This window comes from Acidimicrobiales bacterium (genome assembly GCA_022452035.1).
Classification (GTDB): domain Bacteria; phylum Actinomycetota; class Acidimicrobiia; order Acidimicrobiales; family MedAcidi-G1; genus UBA9410.
The window spans coordinates 1-25,521 of the sequence record JAKURV010000012.1 but is presented as its reverse complement, the minus strand read 5'-3'; the positions used below and the strand labels follow the sequence as shown (position 1 = coordinate 25,521).

Genomic DNA, 25,521 nt, shown 5'->3' with positions numbered 1-25,521 from the left:
GGTCGGTCGAGGCTGGACGCTAGCGCCGGATCAGACGGTGGACAGGTGCCCCGGCCGGTGCAGCGAGATGGTGTGACCCTCGGCGGCCGCCGAGACGTCCACTACGTCCAGGTGGCTGCACCGCTCCTGGGCTCCGGCCAGGAGGCGGTCGACGGTGTCGTCGTCGTGAGCCGGGTCGTGATGGAACAGCACCAGCTCTCTGGCTGCAGCCTGGTGGGCTACTTCCAGGGCGTAGTCAACGGTGCAGTGACCCCAGTCGGATCGCTCGGCGAACTCCTCGGGGGTGAACTGGGCGTCGTGGATGAGGAGGTCCACCCCGTCGGCTAACTCCAGCACTGGATCGGCCACCCGTTGGGGTTCGTCGACGGGCTGCTGGTGGTCGCTCACGTAGGCGACACTGGTGCCGTTCCAGTCCACCCGGTAGCCGTAGGTCAAACCGACGTGGGGCACCGAACGGGCCGTCACCCTGGCCGGGCCGATCTCGAAGGAGACCTCGTCCACGTCGTGGAAAGCGATCTCACCCGCCAGGTCCCGAATGCAGATCGGGAAGTAGGGAGGGTTCATGAAGGCTTCGAACGACGCCTCCAGCGAGGACCCTCCCTCGGCGGGACCGAACACGTCGAGGTGGGCGCCGTCACAGTGGAGGGGGGCGAAGAACGGCAGGCCCTGGACGTGGTCCCAGTGGAGGTGACTAACTAGGGCTGTTCCGCGAAACGGCGCACCGGCACATGGCTCAGCCACACCGTAAAAGCGCAGGCCGGTCCCCAGGTCGAACAGGATCGGCTCCCCGCCGGGCACGTCGAGGACCACGCAGGAGGTGTTGCCTCCGTAGCGGCGGTTCTCGTCGCACGGGCAGGGGGTCGATCCCCGAACGCCGTAGAACGTGACGTCGAGCGACTCCCCCATCGATCGTGAAGGGTACGGACGGGTCAGGGCCCGGTGGGGCAGATGTGACACATCTCTCAGGTGACCGACGGTTCGAATTTCACCGGATCTCGGACCAGTCGGTCAGATACGCGAGACTCGGCCGGTGGTTGCAGATGTCGGGTCCGCCGGCCTGTCAGACGGCCTAGTGGCCGTCGTTAAGGCAGAATGCCCGGCTTGCGCGCTAGTCGCGCCGGTGCTGGCCGATCTGTCCGAACGAGCCGGGTTGACTGCCTACACCCAGGACGACGCGACCTTCCCAGCGGTGGCCGACTGGGTCGTGGACGACACCGACCTGGCCATCAGTTGGCATCTGGATCTGGAGGCCGTGCCCACCCTGCTGCGAATCGAGGCTGGCCGGGAGGTCGAGCGAACAACGGGATGGGACCGAGACCGGTGGGAGCAGCTGACGGGGGTGGTCGATCTTGGGCCTGACCTGCCGGCCTTCAAGCCCGGCTGAGGGTCCCTGACGGTCGATCCCGGGCGGATCGACGAACTCCGGCTCCGGTTCAACGACACGGGCCTAGCCTCTCGTCGAGTTGAACTGGGATCCGGCGAGGACGACGCCGAGGCCCTCTTTGACCGGGGGTGGACCGACGGGCTACCCGTTGTTCCTCCGACCGAAGCCCGGGTGGCCCGGATGCTGGACGGAACGACTCGGGCGGCCGACGAGGTGGTAGCGGTCATGCCCCCTGCCCTCGTGGAGTGCACGGTGGAGAAGGTGGCCGTGAACGCCGTGATGGCCGGCTGCCTGCCCGAGTACCTCCCTGTGGTGCTAGCCGCCCTGGAGGCCGTCTGTACCGACGAGTTCAACATGCACGGAATCCTGGCCACCACGATGGGCGTTGGGCCCGTCCTGGTGGTCAACGGCCCGGTGTCATCGCGAATCGGGATGAACAGCGGCGTGAATGCCCTCGGCCAGGGGAACCGTGCCAACGCCACCATCGGGCGGGCCGTTCAGTTGGTGGTCCGCAACGTCGGCGGCGGGGCGCCCGGCGGCATCGACCGGGCCACCCACGGCAGTATGGCCAAGTTGGGGTTCTGCTTCGCCGAGGACGAGGCGGGCAGTCCGTGGACCACCTTGTCCGAGGATCGTGGCTTTGACCGGTCCCAGGACGTGGTGACGGCCTTCTGCGGCGAGGCACCCCGGATCCTGGTCGACCAGAAGAGTCGGTCGGCCGATTCTCTGGTCCGGGCGCTGGCCGAGGGCCTGCGAGCAACCGTCTCGCCCCGGGTGGTGATGGGCATGGACGGGATGCTGGTGCTCTCCCCGGAACACATGTCCCGGTTCCGGGACGCCGGTTGGGACCGGAACCGGTTCATGTCCGAGTTGGCCGGCCACCTGACAGTCGAAGCCGACGAAATCCTGGCCGGAGCGGGCGGGATCGAGGAAGGGCTCCCCGAGGGGTTTGCCGGTACGACTCTCCCCAAGTTTCGCCCGGGCGGCCTGCTGGTCGTCCATGCCGGTGGTCCAGCCGGCTTGTTCTCGGCCATTGTGGGAGGCTGGGTGAACGGCCCGATGGGCAGCGAGCCGACAAGTAGGGAGATCACACCGTGAGTCAGCCGACCGTCGTCCTGGATCCGACCGCCGGCACGACCCCATCGGATCGAACCCGCAGCCCCCGCCTCACCTCCCTGGTCGGTGTGACGGTGGGCCTGCTGGACATCAGCAAGCCGCGGGGCGACGTCTTCCTGGACCGGGTGGCCGAGCGCCTGGGCGAGCAGGGCGCCACCGTCCTGCGCTACGCCAAGCCAACGTTCACCAAGCCGGCCCCTGTCGACCTGCGCCACGAGATCGCCACCCAGTGTGCGGCGGTCATCGAAGCTCTCGCCGATTGAGGATCCTGCACGACGTGCAGTGTGCACGACATCGACGACCTGGAACGCCGTGGCCTACCAGGTGTGGTGGTGGCCTCAGAGCCGTTTGCCGAAGCCGCCGAGGAACAGGCCCGGGCACTCGGGTTGGATGTGGCCCGTGTGTTCACGGCGCACCCCATCCAGGACCGGACCGACCAGGAGATGCAGGACCTGGCCGACGGGGCCGTCGAGGCGCTGGTGTCGGCCCTGACGGCGGCCTGACCTGGATCGACCGGAAGCCCCGGCTTCAGGTACCCGATTCCCATCCGGGAAGCGCGTAACCGCTGGCGCAGACCACCACGAGGCCGTCGGCTACCAGCGTCCCGACGACCCGGCGGGCCCGGTCGGCATCCTCTGGCCAGCCCATGACATCGGCCAGCCTCCCGTCGGCCACCGGGCCCCCACCTAGGGCGGCGACCAACCGACCTCGACCCTGGCGGTCCGATCCCTCAAATGGGGTCTGGCCACCTGACACCCCGGCGGAACCGCGAGCCGGATCGGAACCCTCGCCCCGCCAGGCACACCGGTCGGCCAGCGGACAGCGTTTGCAATCCGGGACCCGTGCCGTGCAGGTCAGAGCGCCTAGGTCCAGCAGGGTCTGGTTCCAGGACCAAACCCGCCCCGAGGGGACCGATTGGTCAGCCAGGTTCTGGGCCTCCCGAGCCGTGAGGCGCCGGCCGGTCCACCGGGCCAGGATCCGGGCCACGTTGGTGTCCACCACGGCCGCTTCGACCTCGTGGGCGAAGGCCCGGACGGCCCGCGCTGTGTAGGGGCCGATACCCGGGAGAGCCTCCAACTCGGCCCGTTCGGTCGGAATCTGGCCACCGTGTCGAGCCATCACGACTCCGGCTGCCCTGTGGAGGTAAACGGCTCGCCGGTTGTAGCCGAGTCCTGACCACTCGGCGATCACCTCGGCCGGCGGGACCGAGGCACAGGACGCCACGTTCGGGAACCGGATCAAAAAGCGCGGCCACCGTTCCACCACCCGGTCCACCCGGGTTTGCTGGAGCATCACCTCGGCCACCAGTACGGCCCAAGGGTCGCGGCTGTCGCGCCACGGCAGGTTCCGACGGTTCTGAGACCCCCAGCGGAGGAGGTCAGCGGGCAGTATCCGCTGGCCGATGGTCGTGTCCACGGCTGCCACCTCCTGGACCGTAGTGGCCACCTCCGAACGCTCCCGTCGTCCCGCCGGTCCGCCTAGCCCCGCGCTAGCGTCGGCGCCCGTGGCCAACGCACCGGACCTCTCTATCCAGTTGCAGGCGGTGGGAGACGAGCCTCGGCACCTGTCGGAGTTGCTGACCACTTTTCCGTTGGCCGCCGTGATCGTGGATCCGTTCACCCACGAGAGTTCGTGGCTGTTAGACACCGCCCGGCGCATCCTGACCGTGTTTCGGGAAGCCGACGTGCGGGTGGCCTTTGTGGTGGCTGGAACCGACAGCGACGGCGCTTCCCGCTTCCTCGGACCGCTCACAGACGAGATTCTGACCCTGGCCGATCCCGACCGGTCCCTGGCCCGCTCCATGGAGCTGGCCATCCTTCCCGCCTTCGTGGCTATCCGCCAGGACGGTTCGGTCATCGGTTCCGCCGAAGGTTGGGATCCGCTCGCCTGGCGTGAGGCGGCAACCAGCCTGGCTGATATGACCCGATGGTCGCGTCCGGAAATCCCGGCCGCCGGCGACCCGGCTCCCTACGCCGGGACGGCGGCGCTGGGCTGATCCCCACGGTCGTCGTGCGTTGCCTGACGCCGCCGACCCCCCGGCCGGAGGCGACACCTCCCGCCGGAAGGCTGTCGAGCCGATGACTTCCCGCCCTATTGCCGTCGCCCCGGACACCCGTCCGGCCATGTACGAGGCGATGTGCCGGGCCGTGGCGGCCGGCGGCGGTTGCCTCGTGGAGCCGGCCGACGCCGAGGGACTTGTCTGGGCCGACCCGGCACGCGTGGACAGCTTCCCGGAGGTGGTGGCCGACGCCCGAAACCTGGAATGGATCCAGCTGCCCTACGCGGGCATCGAGCCCTTCGCCCACCACCTGGATGACCGTTGGACGTGGACCTGCGGAAAGGGGGTCTATGCCCCGGCGGTGGCCGAAACGGCACTGGGGATGATCCTGGCCGGCCAGAAGCACCTCCACGGGTACTCCCGGGCCACCTCGTGGTCCGGCCCCGTCGGGCGGGTGCTGGCCGGTAGCCGGATCACCGTCTTGGGTGGCGGCGGTATCACGGAACACCTTCTACCTCTGTTGGCACCGTTTGGCTGTGATGTGACCGTGGTCCGGCGTCAGGACGAGGCGTTTTCGGGTGCCGACCGGACCATCACAACCGGCCGCCTGTTCGAAGTTCTGCCGCGGACTGACGTGCTGGTGGTTGCCCTGGCTCTGACTCCCGAGACCACAGGGATTGTTGGAGTGGCCGAGTTGGCCGCCCTCCCCGACCACGCCTGGCTGGTGAACGTGGCTCGGGGGGGCCATGTGGTGACCGAGGACCTGGTGGAGGCGCTGCGATCGGACTCTCTCGGTGGCGCGGCGCTGGACGTAACGGACCCCGAGCCGCTCCCCGATGGACATCCACTTTGGTCGGAGCCGCGCTGTCTCATCACCCCCCACGTGGCCAATACCCCGGAGATGGGCCTTCGCCTCCTGGAGCCATTCGTGGCCGAGAACGTGAGCCGCTTTTGTTCCGGCAAGGTGCTCTTGGCCCCGGTCGACGTGGCCCTCGGATACTGACGGGTGCCGGGCTCCCTGGCTGTCGTGGCCGCCGTCGTGCTGGCTGGCACGTTCACCGTTGCCGCCATCCTGAAGTTCCGCGACCCGGCGGCCACCCGACAGTCGTTGGCCAACTTCGGGCTACCGAACCCCCGCTTGTTAGCCGTAGCTGTGCCGGTCACAGAGTTGACCACCGCCCTGCTCCTTGTTGTGGACCGGCGGACCGGGGGGCCGTGTGCCGTGGCCTTGCTGGTGGCCTTCACCACGCTGATCGCCGGCCGTCTGGTCGCCGGACGGCGGGACTCCTGCGGGTGCTTCGGGACCTGGTCATCGCGGCCGCTGTCCTGGAGAGACCTGGTCCGAAATGGGATCCTGACGGCCCTCGGAGTGCTGACCGCCCTCGGCTGAGAGTGGATCCGAGCCGACTGGTACCGTCCGCGGCACCAGTCCACCGACCCCACACGCGTCGAAGAGGAGGGAGCCCCACTATGGACGGCTTGATGATGGACACACCGCTGTCCCTAACTCACCTATTCGACCGTGCTACCCGGCTGTTCGCTGACAAGCAGGTATTAACCGCCACTCCGACAGGGATCCAGCGGATCACGTACGGCGAGTGGGGCGAACGAACCCGCCGTCTGGGCGGTGTACTTGACGACCTGGGCATCAGCGATGACGGCCGGGTGGCCACCTTCGCTTGGAACACGGCTCGCCACCTGGAGCTCTACTTCGCCCCGCCGTGCACCGGCCGGGTGTCACACACCCTCAACCTGCGGCTGTTCCCCGAACAGCTCACCTACATCGTGAACCACGGCGAGGACGAGGTGATCTTCCTCGACCACTCGGTGGCCGGCCTCATCTGGCCACTCATGGAGACCTTCGAGACGGTCCGCCACGTGGTCCTCATGGACGATGGCGCCCCGGCACCGGACGGCGACGCCATCTCTCAGGAGGTCCACGACTACGAGGACCTGCTGGGTGCCGCCTCGCCAGTCGACTGGACCACCTTCGAGGAGAACAGAGCCGGCTCGATGATGTACACGTCGGGAACCACCGGGAACCCCAAAGGGGTCGTCTACTCCCACCGATCGATGGTGCTGCACACCTTCGGGGTGATGATGTCCGACACCCTGGGAATCAACGAGCGGGATGTGATCCTTCCCGTGGTCCCCATGTTCCACGCCAACGCCTGGGGTCTGGCCCACGCCGGGGTGGCCACTGGAGCCACGCTGGTCATGCCGGGTGCCGACCTGTCGCCGGGCGCCCTGGCCACTCTCATCGAGGATGAGGGGGTCACGGTGGCCGCCGGCGTGCCCACCATCTGGATGGGAGTGCTCCCCGAACTCGAGGGCCGAGACGTGTCAGCGCTGCGGGCCATCCCCTGCGGCGGCTCGGCCGTCCCTAAGGCCCTGTCCGAGGGCTACCGCAAGACCACCGGTCTGCCGATCCTCCAGGCATGGGGCATGACCGAAACCAGTCCAATCGGTGCCGTCTGCACCATCAAATCCACGCTGGACGACCTGGACGACGAGGCCAAGGCCGACCTCCGGACCACCATCGGCCTGATCGCGCCGGCCGTCGACTTCCGGATTGCCGAGCCGGAAACCGGCGAAGAAATCCCGTGGGACGGTGAGACCAGTGGCGAACTTCAGGTGCGGGGACCATGGGTGGCCCGCACGTACTACAACGACGACCGGGCACCGGAGTCGTTCACCGACGACGGTTGGCTCAAGACCGGAGACGTAGCCACCGCCGATCCCGAGGGCTACATCCGCCTCGTTGACCGCACCAAGGACCTCATCAAGTCGGGCGGCGAATGGATCAGCTCAGTGGAGTTGGAGAACGAAATCATGGCCCACCCCGACGTGGTCGAGGCAGCCGTAATCGGCGTGGCGTCCACCAGGTGGGGCGAGCGGGCCATGGCCTGCGTGGTCCCGGTCGAAGGTGCTGACCTGACCGCCGACGAGGTTCTGGAGTGGCTTGAAGGCCGGGTCGTCAAGTGGTGGCTGCCCGATCGGGTGGAGTTCATCGAAGAGGTCCCCAAGACCTCGGTCGGAAAGTTCTCCAAGAAGACCCTGCGGGACCGCTTCGCCGACGTGCTCGTGGACTGACCGACCTGCCGGTCGATGGTGGCTGGACCTCCCCGGTCGTTGTCGCCGCGCGTGGTGCATGCCATGATCGGAGTCGTACGCCCACACCGAGCCGAGGGAGACCTTCGTGGAACTGTTCAGTGACTGGATGGGGATGACCGGGGGCGGCCAGGCCGTCGGCCGGTATGCCCACTATCTGGGTGGGATTACCTGGATCGGCCTCCTGTACTTCTTTAACTTCATCCAAGGCGCGGCCTTCGGTGAGATGAGCGACGGGGCCCGAGGCGAGGCGCTGCGCAAGATCACCTGGCGGACCCTGTGGTGGTTCCGTTGGGCGGCTGCCCTTACCTGGGTGTCGGGTATCTGGATCCTCGCCCACCAGGAGTTGCTCCACGAGATGGACTACTGGAGGTCGGCCTCCGGTATGGGAATCGCCTTCGGCGCCGTGCTGGGCACGACCATGGCAGCCAACGTATGGATGGTCATCTGGCCGGCCCAGAAGATCGCCATTGGGTCCTCGGTGCGGGTGTCAGAGGGTGGTGAGGCCGACTCGGAGGCCCCGGCAGCGGCCAAACGGGCCGGACGGGCCAGCCGAGTCAACACGCTGTTCTCGATCCCGCTGATCTTCTTCATGATGTGGCCCAGCCATTTCGGCATGAACTTCGGCAACCCGGACTCCGGTGCCCGCGCCACCATCTGGATCGTCTTCGCGGTGATCTGGATCGTGATGGAACTCTCGGCCCTCGGCAAAGTGGGCGGCTACGACAGCGCCATCAACAAGAAGGTGCTGGACAAGCACCAGGACACCATCGTGTACGGCCTGGCCATCACCGTCGTGTTGCACCTGCTCTTCGAAATCGTCGCCTGATCCTGAGCGCCTGAACACCGATCGGCCCGCCCTTTAGGGCGGGCCGTGACGGTTTTCCGGACTACTCGACGAGCAGCCGGGCCTCCATCCCACCTTCCCGGTGGCCAGCCACGTCGCAGTAGAGGATGTAGCGACCGGGCTCCAGGGTGATGGTCCCGGAATCCGTTCCCCCATTTTCGACCTCGAGGCGCAGTTCGTCCTCCCGGCCCTCGACGACCAGCGTGTGAAGCTGGAACCCTGAGAGCTGGTACTCGACGGTGACCTCGCCTGCAGCCATCCGGTAGCCGTCGGCGTCGAAGTCCTGGGTGTCCAGGGCGACGACCCGTAGGACGCCGTCCTCGGCCGTGCTGGTGGTTCCCGAACCGCCCCCACCCCCGCCGCAGGCACAGACCAGGAGGACGGCTGAAACAGTGGTCCCGAGGATGGCACGCGGCGTGGTCATGGGACCGAGGCTACCGATCGACGATGATGGGCCCATGTCGCATGTGGCACTCCTGGTGAACCCGGCAGCCCGCCAAGGGCGGGCCGCCAGCCAGGTGGACCGGGTGCTAGCCCGGCTCCGGGAGCACGGCGTAGAGCCGCTAGTCCTTGACTCGTCGTCGGCCGACGTTGCCCAGGCGGCCGCCCACCACGCGGTAGTGGCGGGCGTTGAGCGGATAGTGGCCTTCGGCGGAGACGGGATCGTGCACCTGGCGACCGGGGCGGTAGCCGGGACGTCCACCGTGTTGGGCATCGTGGCCGGCGGGACCGGCAACGACGCCGCCGAGGCCCTCGGCCTGGCTGGAGGGTCCCTGGAGGACCGCGTCGACCGCTCCCTGAAAGACCCGACAGCGGTAGACGTGATCACAAAGGTGGACGACGACGGGTCTCTTTCTCGCCCGTCCCACGCGGTAACCAGTTGTGTCGCCGGCTTCCCGGCAGCCGTCAATGTCCGGGCCGAGGCCATGAGGGTCCCCCGGGGGCCGTCCCGCTACACGGTGGCCACCCTCCTCGGGATCCCGACGATGCGGCCAGGGCTGTTTCGGCTCGTCCTCGATGGCAAGGAGCGCGAGGAGCGCGCTGCCGTGCTGGTGGTGGCTAACACCGGCCTATTCGGCGGCGGGATGCGGATCTGCCCTGATGCCGTTCCCGACGACGGGCTGCTGGACGTGTGCCTCGTCGGCGACGTTGGCCGCCTCGATCTGTTGCGGTCCTTCGGGAAGGTCCGGACCGGCGCCCACCTCGACCATCCCGACGTTTCGGTCCACCAGGCGGCCGAGGTCCGCATGGAGGCCATCGACGCTGACCCGCTGGTGAGAGCCGACGGAGAGCCTTTCGGGTCGATGCCGTGCACCCTGGCCGCCCGCCCGGGAGCCCTCTGGGTTGCCGGAGCCACGACCCGACCGCCTGGCCGCGTCTAATGTCCGGCCCATGGCGAACCACCACATCCAGATCACCTACTGCGTTCCCTGAGACTATTCCTCCCGCGCCGTGGGCGCGGCTGAGGACCTGCTGGCCAACTACCAGCACGTCATTGAGGACCTTCGGCTGGTCACGGGCGAGAACGGCGTGTTCGACGTGACAGTCGACGGGGACCTGATCTACTCCAAGGCCCAGACCGGCCGCCACGCCGAACCCGGCGAGGTACTGGGCCTGTTCGCGAATCTCATGGGACCAGACGTATCCCGCTACGGCGAAGAATGAGCCTCGCTACTTAGAGGACAGAATGAGCCGCTCTACTTTGAGGTCTGAGTAGCGACGCCGTCTAGATTGACCACCTCGGCTCCACCGGGCCGAACCGACTCTGGAGGAATCCATGTCAGACGACGCAAGTGCGTGCCCATTCTCCGGCGCGAACACCACGAAAGGGAGCACGGCCACCGAAGACTGGTGGCCCGAACAGTTGGATCTGAGGATCCTGCACCAGCACGATCGCAAGTCGAACCCGATGGGCGAGGACTTCGACTATGCCCAAGCCTTCAACTCCCTCGACTATGAGGCGTTGAAAGCCGACATCGCCGCGGTAATGACGGACTCGCAGGATTGGTGGCCTGCTGACTTCGGCCACTACGGCGGACTCATGATTCGGCTGACGTGGCACGCAGCCGGCACCTACCGCGTCGGTGACGGCCGTGGTGGAGGCGGGACCGGCGCGCAGCGTTTTGCCCCCCTCAACAGTTGGCCGGACAACGCCAACCTGGACAGGGCACGACGCCTGCTGTGGCCGGTGAAGCAGAAGTATGGCCGCGCTATCTCGTGGGCCGACCTGCTCATCCTGGCCGGCAACGTTGCACTCGAGTCCATGGGATTCAAGACATTCGGCTTCGGCGGTGGGCGCGAGGACATCTGGGCGCCCGAAGAGGACATCTACTGGGGCGCTGAGCGCGAGTGGCTAGCCGATGAGCGCTACAGCGGTGACCGCGAGCTCGAGACGCCTCTCGGCGCCGTTCAGATGGGTCTCATCTACGTGAATCCGGAAGGGCCCAACGCAAACCCCGACCCAGTGGCGGCCGGGCGTGACATTCGCGAGACGTTCGGGCGGATGGCCATGAACGACGAGGAGACGGTGGCCCTCATCGCTGGTGGTCACACGGTTGGGAAGACCCATGGTGCTGCCCCGGATACCGACGTGGGACCGGAGCCCGAGGGCGCAAGCCTGGAGGAACAGGGCCTTGGATGGAAGAACCCTCACGGCTCCGGCATGGGCAATGACACCATCACCAGCGGTCTCGAGGGCATTTGGACGTCCACGCCGAACCAGTGGAACAACGACTTCTTCAAGCACCTGTTCGAGTTCGAATGGGAACTGTTCCAAAGCCCGGCAGGCGCCAACCAATGGCGACCGAAAGACGGTGCTGGCGATGACCGCGTGCCCGATCCGCACGACCCCGACTCTCGCCACCATCCAACCTTCCTGACAACAGACCTCGCGCTGCGCTTCGATCCGGAGTATGAGAAAATCTCGCGGCGATTCCTCGAGAACCCAGCGGAGTTCGAGGATGCGTTCGCTCGGGCGTGGTTCAAGTTGCTGCACCGAGATATGGGGCCCAACGACCGGTACCTCGGTCCTGAAGTTCCCGACGAGGATCTGATCTGGCAGGATCCCGTACCCGCTGGACCGCAGCTCAGCAGCGACCAAATCGGCGCGCTCAAGGGCGCGATCCTCGACACCGGCCTGTCGGTCCAGCAACTGGTGGCAACCGCCTGGGCCTCTGCGTCAACGTTCCGTGGCACGGATCTCCGGGGCGGTGCCAACGGCGCCCGCATCCGGCTGGCCCCCCAGAAGGACTGGGAGGTGAATCAGGTTGCCGGTGTCGCCGATGTCATCACGGCGTTGGAAAGCGTCCAATCAGACTTCGATGGAGAGGTGTCAATCGCCGATCTGATCGTGCTGGGAGGGTGCGCCGCTGTCGAGAAGGCCGCAGCCGACGCCGGTCACAACATCTCTGTTCCGTTCAGCCCGGGCCGTGGAGATGCCAGCCAGGAGATGACCGAAGTCGACTCGTTTGCATACCTGGAACCGACAGCGGATGGCTTCCGCAACTACTTGTCGCCCATCCACAAGCGTCCTGCCGAGGGGTTGCTTGTCGACAAGGCATTCCTTCTGAACCTCACCGCGCCCGAGATGACGGTGCTGGTCGGCGGTATGCGAGCACTGGACGTCAATGTGGGCGGCGCCCAGCACGGTGTGTTCACCGACCGGCCCGGCCAGCTCACCACGGACTTCTTCGTCAACCTGCTCGATATGGGCACGGAGTGGAAGGCCTCCGAGTCATCAGAAGGCGTGTTTGAGGGCCGTTCTCGCGAGACGGGCGAAGTGCGCTGGACCGGCACTGCCGCCGATCTCGTATTCGGCTCCAACTCGCAGTTGCGAGCCCTCGCTGAGGTGTACGCGTGCGACGACAGCCACTCGAAGTTCGTGGATGACTTCGTTGCCGCTTGGCACAAAGTCATGAGCCTCGACCGGTTCGACCTGGCCTGATCTCAACACATTGACGCCGGAGCACGCCTGAAGGCGATCTCCTCCAAAACCAGACCCTCGGCTAGAGCGAGGACATCACCTCGGCGTACCGGTCGAGGACCGGTAGGACCTCGTCCCGAGGCGCCGACGGTACGGCAAAGGCCACCCGTTCGATTCCGTGCTCGGCCAGGTTGGCCAGGACGGCCGGATCGGGCGAGGCGTAGTAGATGGAGATCTCCAGGGTGGTCGGATCGCGCCCGGCTGCCGCACAGGCCTCGGCCCGGAGGGCGGAGAGTTCCGCCCCATCGACGTTTGTTCGTCCGCCGATGGGGATCCACCCGTCGCCGTAGGCCACAGCCCGACGCAGTCCCCCGGGGGCTACGCCACCGACGTGGACGGGTGGGTGCGGAGACTGGACCGGTTTGGGATTCTGGTACATCGGGTCGAAGCCGACCTGATCGCCGTGATACTCGGCAACCTCAGAAGTCCAAACGGCCTTCATGGCCTCCACCCGCTCTCGCATCAGGCCGAACCGGCGATCGGGGTCGGTGCCGTGGTCGGCCATCTCCTCCAGGTTCCAGCCGGCTCCGACGCCGAACAGGACACGCCCTCCGGACAACACGTCGAGGCTGGCCACCTCCTTGGCAGTGTGGATGGGATCCCGTTGAATGACGAGGGTGATGCCGGTACCCAACCTCAGGGTCGTGGTAGTTGCTGCCATGGCGCCCAGGGTCACGAACGGATCCAGGGTGTCGTAGTACATCTGTGGAAGATCCGGTCCACCGGGCCACGGCGAGGTGCGTGATGCTGGAATGTGGCTGTGCTCGGCCAACCAGACCGACTCGAAGCCGCGTTCCTCGAGAGCAGGTCCCAGTTCGAGGGGACTGATGGCGTAAGCCGTGGGGAAGAAGCAGACACCGAAGTGCATGGGGCGTGCCCTTTCTCGCTCGGTGATTCGGCCGGAAACTAGCCCTCCGGTCACGCCCCGTCCTTGACCCACGGATAATCATCGTTATTATCGGGAGGTGGCAGATCAGGAAACGATCCAGACTGACGAGGCCTGGCGCCCCGGCGACGACCTGACCCATCGCCTGTTACACGCGGCAGCCGAGGTGTTCGCCGAGAAGGGCTACGAGCGGGCCGGAGTTGCCGAGATCGCCCGTCGGGCCGGGGTAACCACCGGCGCTATCTACAGCCGGTACGGCGGCAAGGCCGAACTGCTCCTGGAAGCGGTCGACCACCACGTACCCGACTCCATCGACAACATCCTGAACGGCGGATCAGCCGTCAGCTCCCCCACCGAGGTCTTGTCCAGCCTCGGCGACCACCTCCTCGACCCGCTGGATGGTGGGCACGCCCTCTTCCTGGAGGCCGTAGTGGCGGCCCGCCGCGACCCCGACCTGGCTGACCGCCTACGCCGCCGGGTCGAAGAAGAGGATCGGCGCCTCGGCAAGCTGGTAGACGAGGCCACCACCGAGGGCCTGTTCGACCCGGGGCTAGACGAGCAGTCCGTGGTCCGCCTGGCCCACGCCATCGGCTTCGGGATGCTGTTGACCCGCTCCATGGGCCTGGAACTCCCCGCGGGCGAGAACTGGCACGAGGTGATCAACCGGGTGATCGCTGGCCTGGCCGGTCCACCCACCGGGGAAACGGCGACCGCCGGAGATCTGACATGACCATCACTGAACCTCAAACCACCGGGGACGACAGCGGGAACCAGGCCGAGCCCACCGAGTTCGACCTCCTCATGGAATCGGTCCGAGCCGAGTTCGACACGCAGTTCACCTGGGACTACGAGCGGGGCCGCGACGGCCTGAACCGCCTCTACGAAAAAGCCAAGCGTTCGCAGTGGAACGTCAGCGACGATCTCGACTGGTCGACCCCCGTCGACCCCGAGCGCATGATCCGCCTCCAGGCCGAAGCGACCGGCATCCCAGCTGGCATGCCGGCCCGCAGCCTGCTCGACGTCAAGGGCTCCCCCGTCGCCTCGTGGGACGAAGACCAGTGGGTGGAGTTCGCCCTCCACTCCCAAGCCGCCTCCCTCAGCCAGTTCCTCCACGGAGAGCAGGGCGCCCTGCTGTGCACAGCCCGGCTCGTTGAGTCCGTGCCGTGGATCGAGGCGAAGTACTACGGCGCCACCCAGGTGGTCGACGAGGCCCGCCACGTCGAGGCGTTCGCCCGGTACCTCGACGAGAAGATGCCCACCACCTACCCGATCAACGAAAACCTGAAAACCTTGCTTGACACGGTGCTCCGGGACGAACGGTGGGACCTCGTCTACCTCGGCATGCAGGTGGTCATCGAAGGCCTCGCCCTGGCGGCCTTTGGGCTGATGCTCGGGACCACCCAGGAACCTCTACTCAAGAAGATGCTTCGGTACGTCATGGCCGACGAGGCTCGGCACGTGGCATTCGGGATCCTCTCGCTGCAAGAGATCTACGACGACCTACCGGCCGCCGAGTTCCGGGAGCGCCAGGAGTTCGCCTACGAGGCGTGCGACATGATGCGCCGACGCACCCTGAACGCCGAACTCTGGCCGCGCTTCGGCATCGAGAACGCCGAAATCGAAGCACTGCTCCCCAGACAGAGTTCCCAGCAGGCCCTCCAACGCCTCCTGTTCTCCAAGATCGTCCCCAACTGCAAGAAGCTCGGTCTGCTCGACCACCGGGACGGCTGGCTGCGGGAACGCTTCCAGGAGATGGGCGTCATCCAGTACGAGGACTGGGAGAACACTGCCGAGGCCCTAACCATCGGTGACGCCGTGGAACCCATCTTCGCCGACCCGACCACCGACCGACTATCGCCGAACGACGACTGAAGGCCGCCGAAACCGGCCGCCACTGGAAGGACTTCCACCATGACCACCACCGAGCCGATGCCCGGCGAGCAGACCATCGACGGCGAGTTCGACTTCCGTGCCTACGCCAACGACCCGGACCGGATCAGCGACTTCTCCGTATTCAACGACGATGTGACCTCGCTGATCCACACCGTGGAAGACAACGCCGATGCCATCTTCACCTGGGGCTACGGAAAGGGTGAGCGGGCCAGCCTCGACAAGCTGTACGAGAAGGCCAAGACCTCGCAGTGGAACGGCCAAACCGACCTGGACTGGTCGACCGACGTGGACCCGTACGCCGTCCTGGCTCCGGCCAACCCCGAGGAGGTGGCCTACTTCGCCGAGAACCCTCGCTCGCCGCTCCACAAACTGACTGAAGACGAGTGGGCCGACCTGGGCGTCGAGTCCATGAACTGGAGCCTCAGCCAGTTCATGCACGGCGAGCAGGGCGCCCTGCTGTGCACGGCCAAGATCGTCGAGACAGTGCCGTGGATCGATGCCAAGTACTACGCCGCCACCCAGGTGGTCGACGAGGCCCGACACGTCGAGGTCTTCGCCCAGTACCTGGACCAGAAGTTGGACGGCATCAAGTACCCGGTCAACACCCACCTGGGGACACTGCTCGACGACATCCTTCAGGACAGCCGTTGGGACATGACCTACCTGGGCATGCAGATCATGGTGGAAGGGCTAGCCCTGGCTGCCTTTGGCTTCATGCACCAGACCACCGAGGAGCCGCTGCTCAAGAAGTTGCTTCGCTACGTCATGTCCGACGAGGCCCGACACGTGGCCTTCGGGGTGCTCAGCCTCCAGGAGGTGTACCAGGAACTCACCGTGGCCGAGCTACGCGAACGGCAGGAGTTTGCCTTTGAGGCGGCCCTGCGGATGCGGGACCGATTCATGCGCCAGGAGGTCTGGGAGCGCATGGGGGTCGACGTCAAGGAGATGGTGCAGTTCACCTTGGCCATGCCTGACGACTTGAGGCTCTTCCAGCGGCTGCTGTTCTCCAAGATCGTCCCCAACTGCAAGAAGTTGGGCCTGCTGGACGCCGGCGACGGATGGCTGCGGGACCGGTTCACCGACATCGGCGTGATCCAGTTCGAGGACTGGGTGGACACCGGCGAGGAATACGCCGACCTCGACGAGGTGGCCAAGGACCGGGAAATGGCCGAGGGCTGAACCCCGGCCAGGGAGTCAGCCCCCGTTCCCTGCCCGCTCGTGGTGGCGGATCACCTCGTCGATCACGAATCGCAGAAACTTCTCGCTAAACACCGGATCCAGGCCCGCCGCCTCTCCCAGATCCCGCATTCGCTGCACCTGCTCGGCCTCCCGGTCGGGATCAGCCGGCGCCATGCCAGCCGCCGCCTTGTGAGCCCCCACCATGCGGGTCACCTTGAACCGCTCGGCTAGTAGGTGGATCAAGGCGGCGTCGATGTTGTCGATGCTCGTCCGGTACCCGTCCAGAACCTCGTCGTCTTCCACCGGTGGGAGCGTATGCCCTGAGACGAGGTGCCTGAGGGACGAGAACTATTGTCAGCCGTCCCGTCGTCAATACATTGCGGGAACCCGACAGGAGGCCGCCCATGAAAATCCCGCTGACCGTTGCCGACCACCTGCGCCGGGCCGAGGTCGTCTACGGAGACCGGGTCGCCATTATCGACGAGCCCGACCAGGTTGCCCCAGCACTCCCCGACCTCACCTACGCACGGACCGCCGAGTTGGCACGGGCCATGGCCGCGGGCCTGGACGCCATGGGCCTCGACATCGGAGCGCGGGTGGCCATGGTCAGCCACAACTCAGCACGAATGCTGGTGTTCCTCTATGGAACGAGTGCCTTCGGACGGGTCGGGGTACCGGTCAACTTCCGCCTTAACGCCGAGGAGGTCCAGTACATCGTGGACCACTCGGGAGCCGAAGTTCTTCTCATGGACCCAGAGTTGGAGACCGACCTGGGTGGCGTGAAGGTGAAGCACCGTCTGTTGGCCGGCAACGAGTCGGACTCGCTGTTCCTCGAAGGGGTCGAACCCCGACCATGGACCCCGGACGAGGACGCCACCGCCACCATCAACTACACAAGCGGCACTACGGCCCGCCCGAAGGGCGTCGAGATGACCCACCGGAACCTGTGGCTGAACGCCGCCGTGTTCGGATGGCAATCGGGTGTGAACGACCGGGACGTCTACCTCCACACCCTGCCCATGTTCCACTGCAACGGCTGGGGCATGCCGTACGCAATGACTGGCATGGGCGGCAAGCACATCGTGCTCCGCAAGGTCGACGGACCCGAGATCCTCCGACGCATCGAGCAGCACGGGGTGACCCTCCTGTGTGGCGCCCCGGCGGTCATCGCCGCCGTGCTGGACGCGGCGGCAGACTGGGACGGCGAGATCCCCGGATCGGGACGCATGCGAATTGTGGTGGCCGGAGCACCGCCTCCCACCCGAACAATCGAGCGGGTTGAAGTCGAGTTGGGTTGGGAGTTCATCCAGATCTACGGACTGACCGAGACCGCCCCGCTGTTGACCATGAACCGTTCACGGGCCGAGTGGGACGACGACACCCCAGCTGAACGGGCGGCCCGCCTGTCACGAGCCGGGGCACCGGCTCTCGGTGTGTCCATGTCGACCTCGCCGGAGGGCGAGTTGCTGGCCCGAACCAACCACGTGCTGAAGAGCTACTGGGACCAACCGGACGCCACCGCCGAAGCACTGGCCGACGACTGGTTTCACACCGGAGACGGCGGGGTGATCGACGAGGCGGGGTACGCCACGATCACCGACCGTAAAAAAGACGTGATCATCTCAGGTGGCGAGAACGTGTCGTCGATTGAGGTGGAAGACACCCTGTTCTCGCACCCAGCGGTCGCTGAGGTGGCGGTGATCGGCGTGCCCGACGAGAAGTGGGGTGAGACGATCAAGGCCCTGGTCGTGCTGGCCGACGGGGAGTCGGTCGACGAGCGGGCCCTGATTGACCACTGTCGAGAATCTCTGGCCCACTTCAAGTGCCCCACATCGGTGGAGTTTCGCGAGGAACTGTCCCGGACGGCTACCGGCAAGTTGCAGAAGTTCAAACTGCGCGCCCCCTACTGGGTGGGTATGGAGAAGCAAATCAACTAGCCGGATACAGACCGGTCGGACCGGGAGGTATCCGGTGAATGAGCGACACCTCATGTGGGTGGTCAAGGGCGCCCTTGCGGCAACCCTCCTGACTGGCCTGTTATTCCCGGACATTCCCGGAGTGGCCGGCAAGGGCTGGCCCGAACGGTGCGTCGGCTATCCCCTGTCGGCCCTAGTGGTACCAGTTATCTGGGCCCTTCGGGGTCGGCGGGACCGGTACCCCTACCTGGCCGACGCCCTGCTGGTCACCCCGTTCGTCTTGGATCTGTCGGGAAATCTGGTGAACCTTTACGACACCTTCGAGCAGTTCGACGACATCCTCCACTTCGCCAACTGGACCTTCCTGGTAGCCGCCCTGGTGCTCCTCGTGGCGTCACAAGGACTGGCCCGGTGGAACCTGGTCCTGTTGGGCTCCGGCTTCGGGGCCATGGCCATCATCGCCTGGGAGGCCGTGGAGTGGATCGTCCAAGAAATGGGAACCACCGGCCTGCAGTTGACCTACGACGACACCGTGGGCGACCTGGTGCTCTCCACGTCCGGGGGTGTCCTGGGCGCCGCCGTGACGGCAGCATTGCTGAACCGGCGAAACTGACCCGCCACACTTGGGGCGCCGACCATGGCATCCTTGGGGTTCGGGCGACCGGCCAGAAACGGCTGGCTGGTAGTCGCCCCATCCGATCCGTGACACACCTGCCATGACCGACCACTTCCCGATCGCCGACGAGTTCGTGGCAGCTAACCGGGCGTTCGCCGTCGACTTTGCCGACGCCGACCTCCAGGTCGAACCGACCCGTCACGTGACCGTCGTGGCCTGTATGGACTCCCGGATGGACATCTTCCAGTTACTAGGCCTCGGCCACGGCGAGGCCCACGTGATCCGTAATGCCGGTGGCGTGATCACCGACGACGTCATCCGGTCGCTGTGCCTGTCCCAGCGGTTCCTGAAGACCCGAGAGGTCGTGCTCGTACACCACACCGACTGCGGCCTGGAACGGATCGTCGAGGAAGAGTTCCGGACCCAACTACTCAACGAGGTCGGAGAGGCTCCCTCGTGGGCGTTGGAAGCGTTCACTGACCCTCACGACAGCGTCCGCCTATCGATGCAGCGCCTCCACCAGTCCCCGTTCCTGCTCTACAAGGACCACATTCGTGGTTTCGTCTACAGCGTGTCCACCGGCCTGATGGACGAGGTGGTGTTGGCCGGTTAGGCCCTACGTTGAGTGGAGCCGAGGTGGGAATTCCAGAACCAGATTCCCTGCTAGGCCGTCTATTACGAGGCCGAATTACTCGGGAACGACGCCGTATATCCGGAATTTGCATAGCCGGGTATCCGGGAATTGCATAGCCCGGGTTGCCCGGGTGACTGAAGCCAAATACCCTCGCGGGGCCGCCCAACGATGGGTGGCACCCGTGGGCGGCGGGATCACGCCCCCCCGGGAACCATGAACCGGAGGGGGTTCAATTTATGAAGAGCAAGCTTCTCAGGCTTCTCGCCCTATTCCTGACCATCGGTGTCGTCGCCGCAGCCTGCGGTAGCGACAGCGACGACGCACCAGCTGCACCGGCCACTACGGCCGCAGAGGTCGAAGTTGTCGCGTCCGGCAGTCTCCTGGACGCCGTCCAGGCCCGTGGCACCCTGAACTGCGGAGTCAGCGGCTCGGCCGTGGCGTTCTCCGAAACCCAGGCTGATGGCTCGGTAACCGGTATTGACGCCGACTTCTGTCGGGCAGTAGCTGCCGCCGTCCTTGGCGACGCTGGAGCCGTGAACTTCGTGGCTCTGACGGCCTCGGAGCGCTTCACCGCTGTTCAGACCGGCGACGTGGACGTGCTCATGCGTAACACCACATGGACCCAGAGCCGTGACAGCTCGGTGGGCATGGACTTCGGTCCCACCACCTACTACGACGGCCAGCAGTTGATGGCCCGAGTCAGCGATGGCTTCTCGGGATCCAGCCAGGTCGCCGACATCGACGGTTCCATAGTGTGCACCAACGTCGGAACGACCACGGAGAAGAACATCGCCGAGGCCGCCCTGTTGGCCGGTGCCGATATCACGCTGCTCGGCTTCGAGACGAGCGACGAGGTTTACGAGACCTTCATCGCCGGTGGCTGTGACATCACCACCACCGATGGTTCGGCACTCGTGGGCCGTAAGGCCAAGCAGATGCCCGCCGATCAGGAGTGGGTGATCTTCCCGGCTACTCCGATCTCCAAGGAGCCGCTCGGCCCGACGTACGGCCAGAACGACTCGGCCTGGGCCGATGCCGTCAACTGGACCGTGTACGCCATGATCATCATGGACGAGTACGGCGTCACCTCCGCCAACGTGGATGCCACGTGCGCCGAGGCCGAGGCCGAGGTCTCACGCCTGTGCGGCGGCGATGGTGAACTCCAGACCGGTATGGGTCTGGCCGCCGACGCCTTCCACCAGGTGATCAAGCAGGTCGGAAGCTACGGCGAGGTCTACGACCGCAACCTGAACCCGGTCGGCCTGTACCGCGAGGGCAGCGCCAACGCCGGATGGTTGGACGGGGGCCTGATCTACTCCCCGCCGGCCCGCTAAGTAGGCGAACTGACGTAATCGATGATCCCGGGGTTCGGGGGCGCCAGCTCCCGGGCCCCGGGATTGTTCGCGTCAAGGGCCGCTCCGGCCCGCGGATACTGTCCACTGTCTGAGACTCTTTCCAGAGACGTCTTCCTAATCCGCCAGCCCACGATCTGAGCCAAAGTCAACGATGACGGATACCACCACCCAAGAGCGGGTATCCCAGCGAGTACCGCTGTGGCGCGACGTCATCGTCCTCAAGTGGGTGACACAGGTTTTCCTGCTGTTCGTGGTGCTCAGCGCCATGTGGTTCCTGGCTAATCAGGCCGGGGACAACCTTCGGGCACGGAACATCAACACCGACTTCGACTTCCTTGAACGCCCCGTCGACATTCAGATCAGTGAGGGAATCGACACCCACCCCAACACCGGTGGACGGGCCCTCTGGGCCGCCATGGTCAACACCCTGCGTCTGTCCATTGCCGGCATTTTCTTTGCCACGATCCTGGGCGTGATCGTCGGCCTGGCCCGCCTGTCTGACAACTGGCTGGTCCGCCGCATCGCCTCCGGGTGGGTCGAGGTTTTGCGGAACATTCCGCTGCTGGTGCAGATGATCCTCTACTACTCAGCTATGACAGCCGCGTTTCCCAAGCTCGGCCACGAAACCGGCCCCATCAACGGCTGGCTCCACGTCTCCAACAAGGGCATCTCGATGCCCCGCGTCCACATCGCCGATGGTTTCTACCAGTGGGCGGTCGTCGTGCTCATTGGTGCAGCGGCCGCTCACCTCGTCCGTCGTCACCGTCAACGGATCCAGGACGAAACCGGTGCCAACGCCTCGCCGATCCTGTGGGCGCTCGGAACGATCGGCCTGTTCGGGCTGATCGGCCTGTTCGTCCACCCTGCGTTCTCCTGGCTGGGCTCCGTTTTCAGCGCTGTCGCCGACCTACTCGACTCGCTTCCCAACGCTTTCCCACAACTGCTGTTCTCCGCCATCGCTGTCGGCGGAGCCACCGTTTGGATCCGCCGTTTCGTTTCCGATCACCGCAGTGCCCGCGGACACCTGTCGCTCACCGACGACGACTGGTTCCGGATTGCCTTTACCGCCGTGGCCTCACTGGCCGTCGTCTTCCTGGTGATCCGCTGGTCCGGCCTTTCGGCGTGGACCCTCAACAGCGGCCGCGACCTGTTCGAAGTTATGGCTGACAAGTTCAACGTCGACGGTGCAGCCCGCCCATTCGACGCCATGCGCCCCGACATCGTCCAGAAGGGCAAGTTCCCGAACTACGGGAAAAACGGTCTGACCATGTCGATCGGCTTCGCCTCGGTGTTCTTCGCTGTCGTGTTCTACACGTCTGCCTTCATCGGCGAAAACGTCCGAGGCGGCATCCTGGCCGTACCCAAGGGCCAAACCGAGGCGGCCAAGGCCGTCGGCCTCCGCCGCGGACAGATCCTCCGCCACGTGGTGCTCCCCCAGGCCCTCCGGGTCATCCTGCCCCCGACCGGCAACCAGTACCTGAACCTGACCAAGAACACCTCGCTGGCCGTCGCCGTCGGCATGAGCGACATGGTCCAGGTCGGCACCACGGTGTTCAACCAGACCGGCAGGACGCTGCCCGTGGTGGCCATCTGGATGCTCTTCTACCTGAGCTGTTCGCTGACCATCTCGGTGGTCGTCAACTGGTTCAACGTCCGAATGAAACTGGTGGAGCGGTAGATGTCGGAAATTTCGAGTCATGTCTCGACACCTTCCATGGTCGCAGCGACGGCACATGCGCCTCTGTCCGCGCCGCCCGAAATCCCGAAATTGGCGCCGCGTGAGTGGGTGAAGGAGAACCTCTTCTCGAGCCCCTTCAACTCTGTGCTGACCGTCGTCACCACGATCATCCTGTTGGCTGTCTTCCGGGGCTTCCTGTCGTTCATCTTCAATCCGGTCCGCCAGTGGGACGGCACGGCCACCAACATGCAGCTGTTCATGACCCGGGCCTACCCCGATGAGCAGTACATCCGAGTCTGGTTCTGCGTCGCTGTCATCCTGATCCTCACCGGCATGTCGATGGCTGTATGGCGGGCCGGCTCGACGGTGCCGGTAGCGGGGCTCGGACGCAAGCTCCTGGCCACCGGCGCCCTCCTCGCCCTCCTTGCCCTTCTCGCTCCGTTCAGCGCCTCGGCCACCGTCCAGTGGCTGGCCGCCGCGCTGGCCGTGGCTGCCGTCGGCGAGGCCATCCGTCGCTTCGCCGGCAGAGGCGAAGACGAACGAACGGTCAGTTCGCTGACGGTGTTGGTGGTCACCCTGGCCGGGCTGGTGGCCTCGTTGTGGGTGGTCCCCTACGGCCACCACACCTACATCGCGAAGCGCGTACCGAGGGTGTTGGCCGAACCGGGCACGGTGGCGCTGACCACCAAGTTGCCGTGGACGATCATGCTGCTCGTCGTCGTGGCGGCGTACTTCGCGGGACGCCTGATGCGGGATCGCCTGCCGATCAATCCGACCCGGGTCACCCTCCTGGTGCTGTGGCTCCTAGCGCCGCTCGTGCTCATCTACCTGGTGCTGCGGGACCCGTCTTTCGATATGGGCCACGTGGTCGGCACCGACCTGCCGATCTTCGCCGCCTACGCAGTCGGCGGAGCTGCTCTGCTCTCGTGGCTCACCCGCCCGTCGACAGGCGAGACCGGTCGAATCGTCGCCGTGCTGATCCTGGTGGTCGGCTTCTGTACGTTCCTGACACCGATGCGACAGGTCGTGCGACTCGACATGCTCTTGCTGGCCGTCTTTGCCCTGGCCGCACCGACTTTCGGCGGCGGACCCCGGGCCCGGAGGCGCTACATCTTCGGCTGGTTGGGCGTACTGGGTGTGATGTCGTGGCTGATCACAGCTGTCAACACCCCCTCGACCGTCACGGTCCCAGGGGGCTTCTTCATCGGTGGTTTCTCGATCACCCTGATGTTTGCCATCTTCACCATCGTGTTCTCGTTCCCCCTGGGAATTGCCCTGGCCCTGGCTCGCACGTCGAGCATGCCCATCTTCCGGCAGTTGGCGACCGGGTTCATCGAGGTTGTGCGGGGCGTACCGCTGATCACGATCCTGATCTTCTTCTCGATCATGGTGCCGCTCTTCCTTCCCAGGGGGATGCACCTAAGCGAAGTCACCGCCTGCATCATCGGCTACATCCTGTTCTCATCGGCCTACCTGGCCGAGAACGTACGGGGTGGCCTGCAGTCGATAACCCGGGGACAGCACGAGGCAGCCGAGGCAGTCGGCATGACCACCGCTCAAAAGACGATCTTCATCGTCCTACCTCAGGCATTACGAGTTTCCATCCCACCGTTGGTGGGGCACTGCATCGGGGTGTTCAAGGAGACCTCGCTGCTGGCCATCATCGGGGTGTTCGACATTCTCTACATCGGCCGGATCGTGATTCCCGGCCAGACAGAGTTCATGGGCAGCACCAGGGAGAACGTCCTCTTCGTGTCCGTGATCTACTGGATCTTCTGTTACCAGATGTCCAAGGCCAGCCAGCGCCTCGAGCGGCGCACCGGGCTGGGCGAGCGCTAGCGGCCTCTCTTGAGGCCTATGAGGTGATGTCATGACCGATACAACAGCAGCCGAGCCGACCGGTGGCCAGACCCGGGACCTGTCCGGAGCCCGCGACATGATCGTGTGCGAGGACGTGTCGAAGTGGTACGGCGACTTCCAGGCCCTCGACAAGGTGTCGACAACCATCAAGGAGCAGGAGGTCGTGGTGGTGCTCGGCCCGTCGGGTTCCGGAAAGTCGACGTGGATTCGGTGCATCAACCGCCTCGAGATTCACCAGGAGGGACGCATCGTTGTCGATGACGTGGAACTCACCAACGACCTGCGCAACATCGAGAAGGTGCGGTCCGAGGTTGGGATGGTGTTCCAGATGTTCAACCTGTTCCCCCACCTGAACATCCTGGACAACGTGACCTTGGCCCCTATCTGGGTACGCAAGAAGCCCCGCGCCGAGGCCGAGGCCCAGGCCATGGCCCTGCTGGAGCGCGTCGGCATCCCCGAGCAGGCCCACAAGTACCCGGGCCAGTTGTCGGGCGGCCAGCAGCAGCGGGTGGCCATCGCCCGGGCCCTGGCCATGGAACCCCGGATCATGCTGTTCGACGAACCCACGTCAGCGCTTGACCCGGAGATGATCAAGGAGGTGCTGGACGTCATGAAGACGCTGGCCCTCTCCGGGATGACCATGATGGTGGTGACCCACGAGATGGGGTTCGCCAAGGAGGTGGCCGACCGGCTCATTTTCATGGAGGGTGGGCAGATCGTTGAACAGAACACGACGGAGGAGTTCTTCTTGAACCCGACCGAGGAGCGCACCAAGTTGTTCCTGTCACAGATCCTGTAGGACAGGCGACTAATCCAGGCCCGTCCCGCCAACGGGGCCACCGCCGGTGCTTGACGGCGAATCTCTCGGCGAGGCTGTTGGGCTTAGTTGGCCTGCGTATATCGATGCCTGAAGGCGCCGTGTCGCCCCCTCCCCTCGGGGGAGGGATGACAGACTCAAACCGTGAAGAAGTATGAGGTCGCGGTCGCTGCGCTGCTCGTGGCCTCGGCATGCAGCAGTAGCACCGGAACCGCTGCACCGGCGGCAACCACCACTGCGTCTGCCTC

27 protein-coding genes are annotated in these 25,521 nt (G+C 65.6%); 22 read left to right on the top strand and 5 right to left on the bottom strand.

Translation table 11 applies throughout. The annotated features are described in order from the left end of the window. Positions 1 to 30: 30 nt before the first annotated feature. Complete coding sequence (locus tag MK181_05795; GenBank protein ID MCH2419310.1) at positions 31 to 906, bottom strand: MBL fold metallo-hydrolase; 876 nt, start codon at positions 904 to 906, stop codon at positions 31 to 33. Between the two features lie 124 nt (positions 907 to 1,030). Here MK181_05795 and MK181_05790 point away from each other — a divergent pair, with 124 nt between their 5' ends. The 4 genes from MK181_05790 (at position 1,031) to MK181_05775 (ending at position 3,003) form a co-directional block, all read left to right on the top strand. Continuing rightward, entirely contained in the window at positions 1,031 to 1,384 is a 354-nt protein-coding gene (locus tag MK181_05790) for a hypothetical protein (GenBank protein MCH2419309.1), read from the top strand. A 171-nt stretch (positions 1,385 to 1,555) separates the two neighbouring features. After that, on the top strand, positions 1,556 to 2,482 hold the full coding sequence (locus MK181_05785) for a hypothetical protein (GenBank protein MCH2419308.1): 927 nt from the start codon (positions 1,556 to 1,558) through the stop codon (positions 2,480 to 2,482). Further along, the gene (locus MK181_05780; protein MCH2419307.1) at positions 2,479 to 2,763 is read left to right on the top strand and encodes a hypothetical protein; all 285 of its coding nucleotides are present in this window, start codon (positions 2,479 to 2,481) and stop codon (positions 2,761 to 2,763) included. Before MK181_05785 ends, MK181_05780 begins: the two co-directional genes overlap by 4 nt. A gap of 21 nt (positions 2,764 to 2,784) precedes the next feature. Then, entirely contained in the window at positions 2,785 to 3,003 is a 219-nt protein-coding gene (locus MK181_05775; protein MCH2419306.1) for a hypothetical protein, read from the top strand. Between the two features lie 25 nt (positions 3,004 to 3,028). Here MK181_05775 and MK181_05770 read toward each other — a convergent pair whose 3' ends face one another. Continuing rightward, the gene (locus MK181_05770) at positions 3,029 to 3,946 is read right to left on the bottom strand and encodes an A/G-specific adenine glycosylase (protein MCH2419305.1); all 918 of its coding nucleotides are present in this window, start codon (positions 3,944 to 3,946) and stop codon (positions 3,029 to 3,031) included. A 58-nt stretch (positions 3,947 to 4,004) separates the two neighbouring features. Between MK181_05770 and MK181_05765 the strand changes: the two genes are divergently transcribed. The 5 genes from MK181_05765 (at position 4,005) to MK181_05745 (ending at position 8,439) form a co-directional block, all read left to right on the top strand. After that, complete coding sequence (locus MK181_05765; GenBank protein ID MCH2419304.1) at positions 4,005 to 4,496, top strand: hypothetical protein; 492 nt, start codon at positions 4,005 to 4,007, stop codon at positions 4,494 to 4,496. 82 nt (positions 4,497 to 4,578) lie between these two features. After that, entirely contained in the window at positions 4,579 to 5,502 is a 924-nt protein-coding gene (locus MK181_05760) for a D-isomer specific 2-hydroxyacid dehydrogenase family protein (protein MCH2419303.1), read from the top strand. A gap of 3 nt (positions 5,503 to 5,505) precedes the next feature. Then, on the top strand, positions 5,506 to 5,889 hold the full coding sequence (locus tag MK181_05755; protein MCH2419302.1) for a DoxX family membrane protein: 384 nt from the start codon (positions 5,506 to 5,508) through the stop codon (positions 5,887 to 5,889). Between the two features lie 80 nt (positions 5,890 to 5,969). Further along, positions 5,970 to 7,592: a long-chain fatty acid--CoA ligase gene (locus tag MK181_05750; GenBank protein ID MCH2419301.1), complete on the top strand. Its 1,623-nt coding sequence runs from the start codon at positions 5,970 to 5,972 to the stop codon at positions 7,590 to 7,592. Between the two features lie 106 nt (positions 7,593 to 7,698). After that, positions 7,699 to 8,439, top strand: a complete 741-nt coding sequence (locus MK181_05745; GenBank protein MCH2419300.1) for a urate hydroxylase PuuD — start codon at positions 7,699 to 7,701, stop codon at positions 8,437 to 8,439. Between the two features lie 61 nt (positions 8,440 to 8,500). Here the strand turns inward: MK181_05745 and MK181_05740 are convergent, their stop codons facing one another. Beyond that, on the bottom strand, positions 8,501 to 8,881 hold the full coding sequence (locus tag MK181_05740; protein ID MCH2419299.1) for a hypothetical protein: 381 nt from the start codon (positions 8,879 to 8,881) through the stop codon (positions 8,501 to 8,503). Positions 8,882 to 8,915: 34 nt separating this feature from the next. On the opposite strand from MK181_05740, the gene MK181_05735 reads away from it, so the two are divergent. The 3 genes from MK181_05735 (at position 8,916) to katG (ending at position 12,400) form a co-directional block, all read left to right on the top strand. Continuing rightward, positions 8,916 to 9,839 carry a diacylglycerol kinase family lipid kinase gene (locus MK181_05735; protein ID MCH2419298.1) on the top strand — a complete coding sequence of 308 codons (924 nt, stop codon included), beginning with the start codon at positions 8,916 to 8,918 and terminating at the stop codon, positions 9,837 to 9,839. A 70-nt stretch (positions 9,840 to 9,909) separates the two neighbouring features. Continuing rightward, the gene (locus MK181_05730; protein ID MCH2419297.1) at positions 9,910 to 10,122 is read left to right on the top strand and encodes an Rdx family protein; all 213 of its coding nucleotides are present in this window, start codon (positions 9,910 to 9,912) and stop codon (positions 10,120 to 10,122) included. Between the two features lie 112 nt (positions 10,123 to 10,234). After that, entirely contained in the window at positions 10,235 to 12,400 is a 2,166-nt protein-coding gene (katG, locus tag MK181_05725) for a catalase/peroxidase HPI (protein ID MCH2419296.1), read from the top strand. A gap of 61 nt (positions 12,401 to 12,461) precedes the next feature. On the opposite strand, the gene MK181_05720 is transcribed toward katG, so the two are convergent. Next, complete coding sequence (locus MK181_05720) at positions 12,462 to 13,307, bottom strand: LLM class F420-dependent oxidoreductase (GenBank protein ID MCH2419295.1); 846 nt, start codon at positions 13,305 to 13,307, stop codon at positions 12,462 to 12,464. Between the two features lie 97 nt (positions 13,308 to 13,404). Here MK181_05720 and MK181_05715 point away from each other — a divergent pair, with 97 nt between their 5' ends. The 3 genes from MK181_05715 to MK181_05705 are packed head-to-tail and all read left to right on the top strand — an operon-like array spanning position 13,405 to position 16,397. Then, positions 13,405 to 14,055: a TetR/AcrR family transcriptional regulator gene (locus tag MK181_05715; GenBank protein ID MCH2419294.1), complete on the top strand. Its 651-nt coding sequence runs from the start codon at positions 13,405 to 13,407 to the stop codon at positions 14,053 to 14,055. Continuing rightward, entirely contained in the window at positions 14,052 to 15,197 is a 1,146-nt protein-coding gene (locus tag MK181_05710) for a ferritin-like domain-containing protein (GenBank protein ID MCH2419293.1), read from the top strand. Before MK181_05715 ends, MK181_05710 begins: the two co-directional genes overlap by 4 nt. A gap of 39 nt (positions 15,198 to 15,236) precedes the next feature. After that, positions 15,237 to 16,397 carry a ferritin-like domain-containing protein gene (locus MK181_05705; protein ID MCH2419292.1) on the top strand — a complete coding sequence of 387 codons (1,161 nt, stop codon included), beginning with the start codon at positions 15,237 to 15,239 and terminating at the stop codon, positions 16,395 to 16,397. Positions 16,398 to 16,412: 15 nt separating this feature from the next. On the opposite strand, the gene MK181_05700 is transcribed toward MK181_05705, so the two are convergent. Next, positions 16,413 to 16,700, bottom strand: a complete 288-nt coding sequence (locus MK181_05700) for a chorismate mutase (protein MCH2419291.1) — start codon at positions 16,698 to 16,700, stop codon at positions 16,413 to 16,415. Positions 16,701 to 16,801: 101 nt separating this feature from the next. Between MK181_05700 and MK181_05695 the strand changes: the two genes are divergently transcribed. The 7 genes from MK181_05695 to MK181_05665 all read left to right on the top strand — a co-directional run bounded on the left by MK181_05695 (position 16,802) and on the right by MK181_05665 (position 25,255). Then, positions 16,802 to 18,334, top strand: a complete 1,533-nt coding sequence (locus tag MK181_05695) for an AMP-binding protein (GenBank protein ID MCH2419290.1) — start codon at positions 16,802 to 16,804, stop codon at positions 18,332 to 18,334. Positions 18,335 to 18,368: 34 nt separating this feature from the next. Further along, the gene (locus MK181_05690; GenBank protein MCH2419289.1) at positions 18,369 to 18,926 is read left to right on the top strand and encodes a hypothetical protein; all 558 of its coding nucleotides are present in this window, start codon (positions 18,369 to 18,371) and stop codon (positions 18,924 to 18,926) included. A 103-nt stretch (positions 18,927 to 19,029) separates the two neighbouring features. Continuing rightward, a complete protein-coding gene (locus MK181_05685) occupies positions 19,030 to 19,542 on the top strand; it encodes a carbonic anhydrase (GenBank protein MCH2419288.1) in 513 nt (170 codons plus the stop codon). Positions 19,543 to 19,799: 257 nt separating this feature from the next. Then, positions 19,800 to 20,897 carry an amino acid ABC transporter substrate-binding protein gene (locus tag MK181_05680; GenBank protein ID MCH2419287.1) on the top strand — a complete coding sequence of 366 codons (1,098 nt, stop codon included), beginning with the start codon at positions 19,800 to 19,802 and terminating at the stop codon, positions 20,895 to 20,897. 172 nt (positions 20,898 to 21,069) lie between these two features. After that, positions 21,070 to 22,596 (top strand): ABC transporter permease subunit, encoded by a 1,527-nt coding sequence (locus MK181_05675; GenBank protein MCH2419286.1) that lies wholly within the window; start codon positions 21,070 to 21,072, stop codon positions 22,594 to 22,596. A gap of 108 nt (positions 22,597 to 22,704) precedes the next feature. After that, on the top strand, positions 22,705 to 24,435 hold the full coding sequence (locus MK181_05670; GenBank protein ID MCH2419285.1) for an amino acid ABC transporter permease: 1,731 nt from the start codon (positions 22,705 to 22,707) through the stop codon (positions 24,433 to 24,435). Positions 24,436 to 24,532: 97 nt separating this feature from the next. Next, positions 24,533 to 25,255 (top strand): amino acid ABC transporter ATP-binding protein, encoded by a 723-nt coding sequence (locus MK181_05665; protein ID MCH2419284.1) that lies wholly within the window; start codon positions 24,533 to 24,535, stop codon positions 25,253 to 25,255. Positions 25,256 to 25,521 lie beyond the last annotated feature (266 nt).